This window comes from Agromyces sp. NPDC057679 (assembly GCF_042799635.1).
Taxonomy (GTDB): Bacteria; Actinomycetota; Actinomycetes; order Actinomycetales; family Microbacteriaceae; genus Agromyces.
On record NZ_JBHVIK010000002.1, the window covers coordinates 409,053 to 422,179 of the forward strand.

Annotated in this window: 14 protein-coding genes; 6 read left to right on the top strand and 8 right to left on the bottom strand. The window is 72.6% G+C overall.

What is annotated here, in order from left to right; genetic code table 11:
• Position 1 precedes the first annotated feature (1 nt).
• The 4 genes from ACFVAJ_RS08835 to ACFVAJ_RS08850 all read left to right on the top strand — a co-directional run bounded on the left by ACFVAJ_RS08835 (position 2) and on the right by ACFVAJ_RS08850 (position 2,992).
• Complete coding sequence (locus ACFVAJ_RS08835; RefSeq protein WP_376943196.1) at positions 2 to 961, top strand: ribokinase; 960 nt, start codon at positions 2 to 4, stop codon at positions 959 to 961.
• Positions 958 to 1,890 (top strand): nucleoside hydrolase, encoded by a 933-nt coding sequence (locus ACFVAJ_RS08840; protein ID WP_376943198.1) that lies wholly within the window; start codon positions 958 to 960, stop codon positions 1,888 to 1,890. The genes ACFVAJ_RS08835 and ACFVAJ_RS08840 overlap by 4 nt, the downstream gene beginning before the upstream one ends.
• A gap of 87 nt (positions 1,891 to 1,977) precedes the next feature.
• Positions 1,978 to 2,682 (top strand): NUDIX hydrolase, encoded by a 705-nt coding sequence (locus tag ACFVAJ_RS08845; protein ID WP_376943200.1) that lies wholly within the window; start codon positions 1,978 to 1,980, stop codon positions 2,680 to 2,682.
• A gap of 115 nt (positions 2,683 to 2,797) precedes the next feature.
• A complete protein-coding gene (locus tag ACFVAJ_RS08850) occupies positions 2,798 to 2,992 on the top strand; it encodes a hypothetical protein (RefSeq protein WP_376943202.1) in 195 nt (64 codons plus the stop codon).
• A 46-nt stretch (positions 2,993 to 3,038) separates the two neighbouring features.
• On the opposite strand, the gene ACFVAJ_RS08855 is transcribed toward ACFVAJ_RS08850, so the two are convergent.
• On the bottom strand, positions 3,039 to 4,523 hold the full coding sequence (locus ACFVAJ_RS08855) for a PLP-dependent aminotransferase family protein (RefSeq protein ID WP_376943204.1): 1,485 nt from the start codon (positions 4,521 to 4,523) through the stop codon (positions 3,039 to 3,041).
• 110 nt (positions 4,524 to 4,633) lie between these two features.
• On the opposite strand from ACFVAJ_RS08855, the gene ACFVAJ_RS08860 reads away from it, so the two are divergent.
• On the top strand, positions 4,634 to 5,641 hold the full coding sequence (locus tag ACFVAJ_RS08860) for an aldo/keto reductase (protein WP_376943206.1): 1,008 nt from the start codon (positions 4,634 to 4,636) through the stop codon (positions 5,639 to 5,641).
• A 49-nt stretch (positions 5,642 to 5,690) separates the two neighbouring features.
• Here ACFVAJ_RS08860 and ACFVAJ_RS08865 read toward each other — a convergent pair whose 3' ends face one another.
• Positions 5,691 to 6,182 carry a hypothetical protein gene (locus tag ACFVAJ_RS08865; RefSeq protein ID WP_376943208.1) on the bottom strand — a complete coding sequence of 164 codons (492 nt, stop codon included), beginning with the start codon at positions 6,180 to 6,182 and terminating at the stop codon, positions 5,691 to 5,693.
• 40 nt (positions 6,183 to 6,222) lie between these two features.
• Positions 6,223 to 7,017 carry an HAD-IIA family hydrolase gene (locus ACFVAJ_RS08870; RefSeq protein ID WP_376943210.1) on the bottom strand — a complete coding sequence of 265 codons (795 nt, stop codon included), beginning with the start codon at positions 7,015 to 7,017 and terminating at the stop codon, positions 6,223 to 6,225.
• A 123-nt stretch (positions 7,018 to 7,140) separates the two neighbouring features.
• On the opposite strand from ACFVAJ_RS08870, the gene ACFVAJ_RS08875 reads away from it, so the two are divergent.
• Positions 7,141 to 7,323 carry a hypothetical protein gene (locus ACFVAJ_RS08875; RefSeq protein WP_376943212.1) on the top strand — a complete coding sequence of 61 codons (183 nt, stop codon included), beginning with the start codon at positions 7,141 to 7,143 and terminating at the stop codon, positions 7,321 to 7,323.
• 19 nt (positions 7,324 to 7,342) lie between these two features.
• Here ACFVAJ_RS08875 and ACFVAJ_RS08880 read toward each other — a convergent pair whose 3' ends face one another.
• The 5 genes from ACFVAJ_RS08880 to ACFVAJ_RS08900 all read right to left on the bottom strand — a co-directional run bounded on the left by ACFVAJ_RS08880 (position 7,343) and on the right by ACFVAJ_RS08900 (position 13,049).
• Positions 7,343 to 8,704 (bottom strand): serine hydrolase domain-containing protein, encoded by a 1,362-nt coding sequence (locus ACFVAJ_RS08880; protein ID WP_376943215.1) that lies wholly within the window; start codon positions 8,702 to 8,704, stop codon positions 7,343 to 7,345.
• Between the two features lie 123 nt (positions 8,705 to 8,827).
• Positions 8,828 to 9,232, bottom strand: coding sequence for a RidA family protein (locus ACFVAJ_RS08885; RefSeq protein WP_376943217.1), 405 nt, complete (start codon positions 9,230 to 9,232; stop codon positions 8,828 to 8,830).
• 133 nt (positions 9,233 to 9,365) lie between these two features.
• Complete coding sequence (locus ACFVAJ_RS08890) at positions 9,366 to 10,067, bottom strand: metal-dependent transcriptional regulator (protein WP_376943219.1); 702 nt, start codon at positions 10,065 to 10,067, stop codon at positions 9,366 to 9,368.
• 49 nt (positions 10,068 to 10,116) lie between these two features.
• On the bottom strand, positions 10,117 to 11,436 hold the full coding sequence (locus ACFVAJ_RS08895) for an ATP-binding protein (RefSeq protein ID WP_376943221.1): 1,320 nt from the start codon (positions 11,434 to 11,436) through the stop codon (positions 10,117 to 10,119).
• A 179-nt stretch (positions 11,437 to 11,615) separates the two neighbouring features.
• On the bottom strand, positions 11,616 to 13,049 hold the full coding sequence (locus ACFVAJ_RS08900) for an Nramp family divalent metal transporter (protein WP_376943223.1): 1,434 nt from the start codon (positions 13,047 to 13,049) through the stop codon (positions 11,616 to 11,618).
• Between the last annotated feature and the right edge of the window lie 78 nt (positions 13,050 to 13,127).

Genomic DNA, 13,127 nt, shown 5'->3' on the forward strand with positions numbered 1-13,127 from the left:
GTTGGCACGCGGCGCCCGGGTCGTCGTCGTCGGCTCCCTGAACGTCGACGCCACGAGCTACGTCGAGCGGTTCCCCGAACCCGGCGAGACGGTCACGTCTCGCACGTTCCGCACGGCGCTCGGCGGCAAGGGCGCGAACCAGGCGGTCGCCGCCCACCTGGCCGGCGCCGAGGTCGAGCTCGTCGCGCGGGTCGGCGACGACGCGAACGCCGCGCTCGCGTTCGGCGTGCTGGATCGTCTGGGTCTCGCGACCGCGGGCGTCGAGCGTGTCAGGGATGCCCCGACCGGTGTCGCGCAGATCACGGTCGCCGATTCGGGCGAGAACACGGTCATCGTCACGGGCGGCGCGAACCTCGCACTCGACCCGGCCGCGCTCGACGCCGAACGTGCACGCCTCGCCTCCGGTGCGCTCGTGCTGAGTCAGGGCGAACTCCCGATCGCGACGATCGAGCGGCTCGCCGAGCACTGCGCGGCGCTCGACGTGCGCCTCGTCGTGAACCTCGCGCCGCCCGTCGCGGTCTCCGCCACGGCGCTCGCGGTGTGCGACCCGCTCGTCGTCAACGAGCACGAGGCACGGGCGATCGGCATCGGCGAGGATGTCGCGGTCGACGCGCCGCTGGAGGAGTGGCGCTCGCACGCGGCCGCCGCGGTCGGCCGGGTCGCGCGCTCTGTGGTCGTGACGCTCGGTGCGGTGGGTGCGGTCGGGGCGTCGCCCGAGGGCGACTGGGCGGAGCCGGCGCCCGAGGTCGTCGCCGTCGACACGACGGGGGCGGGCGACTGCTTCACGGGCACCCTCGCGGCGTTCCTCGCCGAGGGGCGCAGCCTCGCCGAGTCGATGCGCATCGCCGTCGCCGCCGGCGCCCTCGCCGTGCAGGCGCGCGGCACGGTCGATTCGTACGCCCCACGCGCGGCGGTGCTCGCCGCCGCGCAGCTCGACGACGAAGGAGCCTCGCCCGCATGACCCTGCCCGTGATCGTCGACTGCGACCCCGGACACGACGACGTCTTCGCCCTCTGGCTCGCCGCGGGGCATCCGGCCCTCGACCTTCGCGCGGTGACCACCGTCGGCGGCAACGTCGCCCTCGAGCACACGAGCCGCAACGCCCGCGTCGCGCTGAGCGTCGCCGGGGTCACCGGGGTGCCGGTCGCGGCTGGCGCCGCCGCCCCGCTCGTGCGCGAGCTCGAGACGGCCGAGTGGATCCACGGGGAGAACGGGCTCGGCGGGCCCGAGCTGCCCGAGGCGACGGTGCCGCTCGAGGCGCGCGGGGCGACCGAGCTCATCGCCGACACCCTGCTGGCTGCGGAAGAGCCCGTCGCGATCATCGCGACGGGTCCGCTCACGAACGTGGCGATCCTGCTGCGCGATCGTCCCGAGCTGGCCCCGCGCATCGCCCGGATCGTCTGGATGGGCGGCTCGACGGAGCGCGGCAACGCCACCCCGTACGCCGAGTTCAACGCCTGGGTCGACCCCGACGCGCTCGACCTCGTCGTGCGCAGCGGCGTCGACTTCACGATGGTCGGGCTCAACGTCACCCACCGGGCGCTCGTGACGCAGGCCGTGCGCGACCGCCTCTCGGCGACGGGCACCCGCACGGCCGCGTTCGGCGATGAGCTGCTCGAGTTCTTCTGCCGAACGAACGACGAGGTCTTCGGCATGCCCGAGGGCCCCCTGCACGACCCGGTGGCGGTCGCGGTGCTCGTCGCCCCCGACGTCGTCACGTTGCGGCGCACGCGCCTCGACATCGAGCTCACGGGCACCGAGACGCTCGGCGCGACGAGCGTCGATTTCGACGGGATGCTCCGCCGCGAGCCCAATGCGAGCGTCGCCGTCGATCTCGACGTCGAGCGGTTCTGGGGCCTCGTCGAGACCGCCGTCGCGCGCCTCGCCTGAGCGGCCGGTGCGTCGACGGGCGACGCTTCGAGGTCGTCGACCAGTTCGCCCATCGTCTGCGGCGCGCCGCGGGGTAGCCTCTGGAGGGTGACTGCACTCGATGGCGTCGGAGCCGCCCGCGACGAGCTGGCGGCGCTCGCGCACGACGCTGGGCTCTTCGCCGACTGGCCGAGCGATGAACGGTTCGGCGACGTCGAGTTGCGCGACGCCGCCGTGCTGATCCTCTTCGGAGTGCTCGACGACCTTCCGAGCGATCACGCCGCGCAGGACCGTGCGGTGTCCCGTGACCTCGACGTGCTGCTGCTCGCGCGCGCGGAGACCCTGCGATCGCACGCCGGGCAGGTCGCCTTCCCCGGCGGGCGGGTCGACCCCGAGGACCGCGGGCCGGTCGACGCGGCGCTCCGCGAGGCACGCGAGGAGACCGGGCTCGACACCGCCGGGGTCGAGGTGCTCGGTGCGCTGCCGTCCATCCCGGTGCCGTACTCGGGACACCTCGTGACACCGGTGCTCGGCTGGTGGCGGGCGCCGTCGCCCGTCGGGGTCGTCGACGTCGCCGAGTCGTCGGCGGTGTTCCGCACGCCGGTCGCCGACCTCGTCGATCCGCGCAACCGGGTCACGACGGTCGCCCGTCGGGCCGGGCAGGAGTGGCGCGGACCCGGGTTCCTGCCGACGGTCGACGGGCAGCGGCACCTCGTGTGGGGTTTCACCGCGCTCGTGCTCGACCGCATGCTCGACCGGCTCGGCTGGGCCGAGCCGTGGGACCCGGCCCACGAGTTCGAGCTCACGCCCTGAGTTCGAGGGCACTGTCCAGGGACTTCGGCGACTGATCCGAAGCCTCGTATACATGAGCAATCCTCATTGCCGACTCGGGGCGGCCGGAGTAGCTTCGGTGCGAGGGGTGGTCGAGATGGACTGGACATTCTGGGTCGGGCTCGGCGTGATCGTCGTGGTCTGGGTGGTCGTCAAGTGGGCGTTCTCAGCGCGTCGCACCTCGGAGAAGGCGCGAGGGCGCAACCCCGAAGCGGCCGACGGCGTTCTCGATGCCGAGCGCGCGAGGGAACAGGCGAAGGATCAGTCGAAGCACGGGCCGACCGGCTTCTGAGCGGGCATGCGACAGGTGGTCCTCGCGTTCGGCCGCCGCGCGCAGTTCAGGCGAGCGATCGGATGACCCGCGCGAGACGCGCGACCGCCTCGTCGACGAGCGCGTCCGAGAGGTTGCCGTAGCCGAGGACGAGGGCCTCGGGCGACGCCTGCGCCCCGGTCGCGCGGTAGCGTGCGAGGTCCGAGACCGCGATGCCGTGCTCGGCCGCGGCAGCCGAGACCTCGGCGGCCCGCACCCCCGGCGGCAGCGCGAGCACCGCGTGCATCCCGGCGGCGATGCCGGTCACCTCGAGCTCGGGCAGCTCCCGGCCGAGTGCGGCGAGCAGTGCGGTGCGGCGGCGCTTGAACCGGCCGCGCGCAGCTCGCAGGTGCCGCTCGAGGTCGCCCGATTCGATGAACCGCGCGAGCGCCGCCTGCTCGAGCGTCGAGGGGCGCGGGCGCTCCGCGAGCCGCACCCGCTCGCGGAGCGTCGCGGGCAGGAGCGCCCAGCCGAGCCCGTACGCCTGCGCCATCGACTTCGAGAGCGAGCCGACGAGCACGACGCGCTCGGGAGCGAGGCTCTGCAGCGCGGCGATCGGGCGCCGGTCGTAGCGGAACTCGGCGTCGTAGTCGTCTTCGATGAGCACGCCGTCGACCTCGCGCACCCAGCGCACGATCGCGTCGCGTCGCGCCGGCGACAGCGCCGCGCCGAGCGGGAACTGGTGCGCGGGAGTGATGAGCGCGGCGCGGGCGCCCGTTCTGGCCGCGACTGCGACGAGCCGGCCGACGTCGATCCCGTCGCCGTCGACCGGCACCGGCACGGGGGTGAGCCCGGCCGCGGCGGCGACTTCGCGGAGGCGCGACCAGCTCGGATCCTCGACGATGATCGACCGGTGCCCGGCGGCGCGGAGCCCGGCCACCACCGCGGTCATGCCGTCGGTCGCGCTGTGCGTGATCACGACGTCGTCGGGTGCGGCGACGGCGCGGCGCGAGCGTGCGAGGTAGTCGGCGACCGCGGTGCGCGCGGTCGGATGCCCCAGCCGATCGACGACCGCGAACTCGGCGTCGGGCAGCACCTCGAGGGCGTGCCGCACGGCCGCCGCCCACCGCGCGCGCGGCGCATGCCGCAGGTCGGCGACGCCCGGCCCGAGGTCGTACGGCGGCCGCCGGTACTCGGGGCGCAGCCCGGAGGCCTTCGCTGCTTCTGCAGGAGGATGGGCTCCATGGTCTGCTGAGAGCGTGCCTCGCGTCAGATCTCCTGCAGCAGCAAAGGTGGTGGTGGGCACCCGCGTGCCCGAGCCGACCGTTGCTTCGAGGAAGCCCTCGGCGACGAGCTGCCCGTAGGCCTCGGTGACGACCCAGCGCGAGACGCCGAGGGTCTCTGCGAGGCCGCGACTCGGCGGGAGTGCCGCCCCCGCGGGGGCGCGTCCGCTCGTGACGGCGTCGCGGATGGCGCGCTCGAGGCGATCGCGCAGCGGCTCGGGCCCCGGGCCGAGGTCGATGAGGGTCTCCCAGGCGAGGGAGGGACCCGGCGCGGGGCGGGAGCGAGGCATCCGGTCGTCTCTCGATTGGTCTGGTGAACGCTGTCGTAATTGGAGTGTATGCCCGAACCGATCGATTCCTACGCTGGACGACGTCACCCACACCAACGGAGGAACATCCCATGCGATACCGCACGATCGGCAACGGCCGCACGAGCTTCGACGTCTCGACGATCTGCCTCGGCACCATGCAGATGGGCACGAAGATCGACGAGGCGACCTCGTTCGCGATCCTCGACCGCTTCGTCGAGGCCGGCGGCACCTTCATCGACACCGCCAACAACTACAGCTTCTGGGACGGCGGCTACGGCCGCGACAGCGAAGACCTCCTCGGCCGCTGGCTGACGTCGCGCGGCGTGCGCGACCGGCTGCGCATCGCCACGAAGCTCGGCGCCGCCAAGGCCGACCCGGCGCTGCCGCTCTCGAACACGCCGCCGACGAACTTCCAGGGGCTCGGGGCGACGACGATCGACTGGGAGGCCCGCGAGAGCGCGAAGCACCTCGGGGTCGACCACCTCGACGTCGTCTACGGGCACGTCGACGACCTCGAGACTCCACTCGCCGAGACCGTCGGTGCTTTCGGTGCACTGCAGGAGGAGGGGCTCGTCGGCGTCGCCGGCATCTCGAACGTCGCCCTCTGGCGCATCGTCGAGGCGCGCGAGGAGGCGATCCGCCAGGGCATCGCCCCCTACGGCCTCGTGCAGCAGCAGTACAGCTACGTCTACCCCGCGCCGAAGCTCGGCCGGCAGAACTTCGTGACGCCCGAACTGCTCTCGTATGCGGCATCCACCGGGGTCGACGGCCGCCCGCCGCTCGCCGTGACCGCTTACTCGCCGCTGCACCAGGGCGCGTTCACCCGGAGCGACAAGACGCTCTGGGGTGGCGTGAACCACCCCACCACGCACGCGCGGATCGCGCTGCTGCGCGAGGTCGCCCGCGACGTCGGCGCCACGCCGAACCAGGTCGCGCTCGCATGGCTGCTCGGCCGCGAGGTGCCCGTGATCCCCGTGGCCGGTCCGTCGAGCGTCGCGCAGCTCGAGGAGGTGCTCGGCGCCGCCGAGCTCGATCTCGACCCCGAGGTGCGGGCGCGGCTCGACGCGGAGCCCGAGGAGGCGCCGCTGGCGGCGTAGCCCGGCACGGCAGCTCGCGTCGCGAGCCGGCGAGTCGAGCGGGGCGGCGTCAGTCGCCCTGCTCGACCTCTTCCTCCGCGTCGGCCGCGTCGTCGGCGTCGTCGAGCTCGTCCTCGTCGGTCGCGGCGACGCTCAGCACCTCGATCTCGAGGTCCTCGTCGAGCTGTGCGTAGATCACGAGGCCCGTGTACTGGGTCGGCGCCTCGTAGACGAGCACGAGGGTCGCGTCGCTCGACACGATCGCGCCCTGCAGCTCGAGCTCGTCGGCGAGCTCGGTGTAGTCGTCGTCGGTCGCCTCCTGCTCGCCGCCCTCGAACTCCGAGTCGACGAGCTCGCGCACGATCTCCTGCTCGAGGCGGTCGAGCTGCTCGGCCGTCAACGGGGTGAGCGCGCGCTGCGCGGTGGCGAGCATCACCGCGGACTCGAGCTCCTCACCCTCGTCGAGGGCGAAGAGGACGGCGACCTGGCGGTCGCCGGGGAGGCTGACGACGGCGCTGAGCTCGCCGTCCTCGTCGAGGTCGATGTCGGTGAGTTCGATCATGGTGCTGCCCTTCGGGTGAAGCGGTTCGGGGTTGCTACGGTCAGAGTTCGGTCTCGGCGGGGTCGCCGACGAGCTCGGAGACGCCCGCCAGGATCTCGTCGGGCCGGAACGGGTACTTCTCGATCTCGGCCTGATCGCTGATGCCCGTCAGCACGAGCACGGTGTGCAGGCCGGCCTCGATGCCCGCGACGATGTCGGTGTCCATGCGGTCGCCGATCATGGCGGTGTTCTCGGAGTGCGCGCCGATCTTGTTCAGCGCCGAGCGGAACATCATCGGGTTCGGCTTGCCGACCACGTACGGCTCCTTGCCCGTCGCCTTCGTGATGAGCGCGGCGATCGCGCCGGTGGCCGGCAGCGGGCCGTCGGCGCTGGGCCCGGTGGCATCGGGGTTCGTGACGATGAAGCGCGCGCCGGCATCGATCAGCCTGATGGCCTTCGTGATCGCCTCGAACGAGTAGTTGCGCGTCTCGCCGACGACGACGAAGTCGGGACTCGTCTCGGTCATGATGTAGCCCGCGTCGTGCAAGGCCGTCAGGATACCGGCCTCGCCGATCACGAACGCCGAGCCGCCCGGCAGCTGCTGCTTGAGGAAGTCGGCCGTCGCGAGCGCCGAGGTCCAGATGCGGTCTTCGGGAACGTTGAGCCCGCTCGACCGCAGCCGCGCCGAGAGGTCGCGGGCGGTGAAGATGGAGTTGTTCGTGAGCACGAGGTACGGAGTGCCCGCGTCCTCCCACTGCTGCAGCAGCTCGGCGGCGCCCGGCAGGGCGTGGTTCTCGTGCACGAGCACGCCGTCCATGTCGGTCAGCCAGCACTCGACTTCGTCACGTCGTCCCATGGGTCAAGCCTAGGCCGCACACGTGACCGGGCCGCGTCGCGGCGGTTACCGGTGCGAGTCGCCCGCTCTGGCCGCGCCGGGGCCGGAGGACTATCGTGACGCCTATCGAGGAGGGAGCGTGCCATGGACGGAACGTTCTGGGTGGGTCTCGCCGGCATCGTCGGGATCGCCGTCGTCTCGGTCGTCGTACTTCTGATCGTGCGGGCGCGCGGGAAGCGACTCCCGGCGGAGCCCTGGCGCGACCAGGCGAGGGCGGAGGCGGAGCAGCTCAGGGAGCAGGGCCGCCGCGACGGCTACATCGGGTGAGACTGCGGCGAGCCCGCGCCTATCCCGCTGTGTCCGCGCCCAGCGCCGCGATCACGTCGGCGACGAGCTGCACCTCGCTCGGCTCGTCGTCGACCTCGGGCGTGAAGCCCATGCGCACGACGACGAGGTCCTCCGACGGCACGACGATGACCTTCTGGCCGTCGTGGCCCGACGCGTAGTACGTGTCCTCGGGAAGCTCGGGCCAGCGCAGGCTGCCGTCGGCGAGCACGTTGACTCGCCAGCCCATGCCGTAGCCGGGGTCGTCGGTCGCGTCGACCGGCAGCACCTCGAGGCTCTTCGCCATCCAGTCGGCGGGCAGCAGCTGCTCGCCGTTCCACTCGCCGTTCTGCAGCGCGAACTGGCCGATCGCGGCCCAGTCGCGCGGCGTCGCCCAGAGGTACGACGAGCAGACGGGCGTGCCGGCCGCGTCGGGCTCGAACGTCGCCGACGAGAGGCCGAGCGCGCCGAGCAGCGTCTGCCGCGGCAGGTCGGCGCCCAGGCCGGTGCGTTCGGCGAGGATCGAGCAGAGCAGCGTCGTCGACCCGCTCGAGTACTCCTGCACCGTGCCGGGCGTGCTCTCGAGGGGGAGGCCCGCGACGTAGCCGGCCATGTCGCCCTCGTTGTAGAGCATCTGCGTGATCGGGGTGCCGAGGTCGTACGTCTCGTCCCACTCGAGCCCGCTCGTCATGCGCAGCAGCTGCTCGACGGTGATGTCGGCGCGCTCGTCGCTCCACTCGGGGCGGAGGCCCGCGTCGTCGAGGGCGATCTCGCCCTGCTGCGCGAGCATGCCCGTGATGAGGCTCGTCGCGCTCTTCGACATCGACCAGCCGAGCTGCGGGGTCTCGGCGTCGAAGCCGTGGGCGTAGCGCTCGGCGACGAGCTCGCCCCCCTTCGCGACGACGACGCCGCGGGTGCCGAGGGCTGCGGCGTCGGCCTCGGAGAGCTCGTCGCCGAAGGCGGCGGCGAGTGCGGCGTCGAGCTCTGCGGACGGCGCCGGCGTCGAGGCATCCGTGAACGGGTTGCCTTCGCCGGTCACGGTCGACGCCTCGCCGAGCTCGGGGGCCTCGCTCGCGAGCGTGCAGCCGAAGCCGGGCGTGAACCAGGCCTTCTGGGCGGAGAGGAGGCCGAGCAGCGAACCGGTCGTGACGGCCTCGTCGCGGTCGACGTCGACCTGGAGGTAGGGCACGAGCGGGTTCGACGGCAGGTCGCTCGCGGGGTCGTCGCGACCCGCGACCTCGGTCACGGCGCAGGCGTTGTGCGCCGCGTACCCGGTGCCGGTGCGCAGCATCGGACGCTGCCACCAGTAGACGGCGACGGCACCCGCCACGAGAACGAGCACGATGACGAGGAGGACGACCAGTGTCCTGCGGAGAATGCGCACCGCGGGATGCTAACAGCGCCGCAACCGTTTCCACTCATCAACTGGGGAAATCCACGGCGGATGGGGGCGATCGATGTGCGCGTTCGACGATCGCCGACGAGGTGACCCGCGGGGGATGAGGCCTCAGTCGCGAACGGCAGCGACGGCCTCGACCTCGACGAGTTGGCCCTCGTAACCGAGCACGGTGACGCCCAGCAGCGTGCTCGGGGCGTCGTGCTCGCCGAAGGCGGTGCGCACGACCTCCCATGCGGTGCCGAGGTCCGCTCGATCGCTCGACGCGACGAGCACCCGGGTGCTGACGACGTCCTCGATGCGCGCACCGGCGTCGGCCAGTGCCGTGCGAAGGTTCTCGATGCACTTCGCCGCCTGGGCGGCGATGTCGCCGCGTCCGGCGGTCGAGCCGTCCTCGTTCAGCGGGCATGCCCCGGCGAGGAACACGAGCCGCGCATCGGCCGGTGCCGTCGCGGCGTAGGCGTACGGGGCGCCGGCATACAGGGAATGGGAGCGGATCAGGGTGACGGCGGTCATTCGGACTCCTGGTTCGAGGGCGGGCGGGTGTCGGTCTCGGCTGGTCTCGAGGTCGACACGCCGATCGGGATGCCCCTGGCTCGGCGTGCCGGCACGGAGACCAGCCCGGAGCGACGCATCGGGCGGGCTGCCCTCAGCCCGTGACCCAGATCTCGGCGGCCGCCGCGGTCGTGAGTTCGACCGGGGATGCCTCGGCCGGCACCGCCTTCGCACCGCGGGCGCCGTTCGGCGCGAGCCTGATGCGCACGCGCTCGCCGGAGGCATCCGCCGATTCGACGACGACGCCGACGCCGGGCGCGACGCCCGCGGCGGCGAGCGACCGCAGCACCTCGGGGTCGCGGTCGCTGATGCGCAGCACGCGACCGGTGTGGCCGGCGGCCGCCTCGTCGAGGCGCACGAACGGCTCGGCGGCGAGGGCGCCGTCGGCGGCGGGGATCGCGTCGCCGTGCGGGTCCCGGGTGGGGCGGCCGAGCCGCACGTCGATCGCCTCGAGGAGGCGGTCGCTGAGGGCGTGCTCGAGCACCTCGGCCTCGTCGTGCACCTCGTCCCAGGCGTAGCCCATCTCGTGCACGAGCCAGGTCTCGATCAGGCGGTGGCGCCGCACCACCGCGAGCGCGCGCACGCGACCCTCGTCGGTGAGCCGCAGCGGGCCGTAGGGCACGTGCGAGACCAGTCCGGCCGCGGCCATCTTCTTCACCATCTCGGTCACGCTCGACGGGGCGACACCGAGCTTTCCGGCGAGCGCCGAGGGCGTGATCGGCTCGGGCTGCCACTCGGTGTGCGCGTACACCGTCTTCAGGTAGTCCTCGATCGCGGGGTTCTTGCTGGCTGGCATCGGCCCAAGCCTAGCCGCGAGGGCCCGGCGCGACCGGGTGCGCGCGCGGTCAGACGCGGGCGAGCCGGTCGATGTCCTCGAGGAACGCCGTGGCGGTCTCGGGCGAGACCGTCGTGCGGGTGCCGGCGATGGCCTCGAGGTAGTCGGCGGTGCTCGGGCCCGCCGGGTCGGATGTCACGCCCGACCCGTCGCCCGAGGCATCCGAACCCGCCGCGCCGTTGCGCACGGCGACCTCGAACGCCCGCTGGGAGGCGCTGCGCGCCGCGAACTCGATGTCGGCCGGCGAGAACCCGGCGGTGCGTTCGACGAGCAGGGCGAGGTCGACGGCGTCGGCCACCTGCTCGGGCACGTAGCGCTGCCAGATCGCGTGCCTGGCCGCCTCGTCGGGCAGCCCGATCGGGATCACGTAGTCGAACCGGCCGTGCCGGAGGAAGGCGCTGTCGAGCGCGCGGATGAAGTTCGTCGCGCACACCAGCAGGCGCCCGGGCTGCTCGCGGAACGCGGGGATGATCTTCAGCAGCTCGTTCGTGACGCCCTGCAGCGGCGACGGCGGCTCGCCCGAGCGCTGCGCCGCGATCTCCTCGACCTCGTCGATGAACACGACCGCGTGCTCGAGCTCGGAGATCTTCGTGAACGTGTCGCGCAGTGCGCCCGCGAGGCCGCCCGGCTCGGCCGCGAGCCGCGACGGGAACACCTCGACGAACGACCACTCGAGCCGCGAGGCGATCGCCTTCGCGAACGTCGTCTTGCCCGTGCCGGGCGGACCGAACAGCACGACCGCCCGCGGAGGCACCACGCCGTAGCGCTCGGCGAGGTCGGGTTCGGCGAGCGGCAGCACGAGGCGCTGCTCGAGGATCTCCTTCTCGCGGCGCATGCCCGCGACCGACTCCCAGAGGGTGCGGGGCAGCAGGCGGCCGCCGAGCTCGGCGAGGGAGCTCAACTCCTGCCGCTGCACGGGGATGCGACGTTCGAAGTAGCGGAGCTGGTGCTTGAGCTCGAAGCCCTGGTTGGCGAACGCGTCGACCCGGCTCTCGTTCTCGGGGATGAGGGCCGAGAGCTTCGTGAGGCCGTGCGGCGCCATGCGCTTCTCGAGGGCGGCGAGCATCGCCGAGCCGATGCCGCGGTGCCGCCAGTCGTCGGCGATCGCGAAGAACACGACCCAGCCCTGGTCGTGCGCGGCCCGGCCGACGGCGGCGCCGACGACCTCGTCGGCGTGCACCGCGACGACGGCGTGGTCCATCTGGCAGGACGCGATGACCTCGCTGAGGTCGTAGACGGGCTCGTGCGACGACTGCCGCTGCTCCTCCCAGAGGTGCAGGATGCCGTCGAGGTCGTCGTTGTGGAACTCGCGCAGCCGCCAGCCGGTCATGATGTCCTCCATCCGTGGGTTCCAGCAGCGTAGGTGACGACCCGAGGGCGGATGCCTGTGTGACGTCCTCCGCAGCGGAAACTCTTGCGAGAGTTGTCGCGATGGAAAGTTCTGCGGCAGTTCTGCCGGAGGCGCGCGGAGCGAGCGGCTCGCGCCCCCCACCGCAGGCTCGTCGCCGGCTACGCCCCGGTGAACACCAGCCAGAGCAGCACGCCGTTCAGCGTGATGAGGAAGACCGAGGCGGCGACCCCCGCCGCGGTCGTCGCCCAGTGGTTGCGCCAGCGGCCGAGCACCCCGGCCTTGGCGGTGAGCGAGACGAGGGGGATGAGCGCGAACGGGATGCCGAACGAGAGCACCACCTGGCTGAGCACGAGCGAGAGCGTCGGGTCGAAGCCGAGCCACAGGATCGCGAGGGCCGGTACGAGCGTCACGAGCCGGCGGAGGATGAGCGGCACGCGCACGTGCAGCAGGCCGTACATGATCTCGGCGCCGGCGTACGCGCCGACCGAGGTCGAGGCGAGCCCTGAGGCGAGGAGGCCGACCGCGAAGAGCGTCGCGATGGCGGGGCCGAGTGCCGCACCGAGCGCGGCGTACGCGCCTTCGAGGCTGTCGGTGCCCTCGACCCCCGAGAGGTTCACGGCGGCGAGCAGCAGGATGCAGAGGTTCACCGTGCCGGCGATCGCCATCGCGATCGAGACGTCCCAGCGAGTGGCGCGCACCAGCACGTCGGTCGGCACGTGGGTCGCGGTGCCGGGCGCGAGCTCGGGTGCGGCGTCGGTGCCGCGGCGGATGCCGAAGCCGTGCCAGGCGGTCGCTCGGGCCGAGGCTGCAGTGCCGGGTTCCTGCTCCACGGCCTTCGCCTGCTCGCCGCGCCGCGTCGCGAAGCGGTCGCGCGAGAGCGCCGAGTGCGCGTAGATCGCGTGCGGCATGATGGTCGCGCCGAGAATGGATGCCGCGAGCAGCACCGAGTTCGCATCGGCGAAGCGCGGCACGAGCCCCCCGAGGAGCCCGGCGGGGTCGGGGGGTGCGACGAAGACGCCGACGGTGAAGCCGATCGCGATGATCGCCAGGAGGCCGATGATGACGAACTCGAAGGTGCGGGGCCCCCGCCGCGACTGCAGCACGAGCAGCCCGATCGAGACGGCGCCGGTGATGAGCCCGCCCCAGATCAGCGGCACGCCGAACAGCAGGTTGAGGGCCACGGCGCCGCCGATGACCTCGGCGAGGTCGGTCGCTATGGCGACGAGCTCGGCCTGCAGCCAGTAGGCGCGGCGGCCCCAGCGGTTGCGGATGCGCCCGCCGAGCACCTCGGGGAGGCTGCGGCCGGTGACGATGCCGAGCTTCGCCGACAGGTACTGGATGAGCCACGCCATCACGTTGCCGAGCACGACGACCCAGACGAGGAGGTAGCCGTACTGGGCGCCCGCGGTCATGTTGCTCGCGACGTTGCCGGGGTCGAGGTAGGCGACGCCCGCGACGAGGGCGGGGCCGATCAACCACGCGACGCGGGGCACGGATGCATCGCGCGATCGCCGCGCGCCGGTGACTGCCGCTTTCGGAGCGGCGGCGGTGGCGTCGGGGGTGTCGGTCTCGTCGTCGAGCGTTTTCGGCATACCGAAAACCTATCAAGATTTCGGCGCACCGAAAAGTGCTCGACGCCGTATCGTTGAACACGGGAGTGCATGATGCTG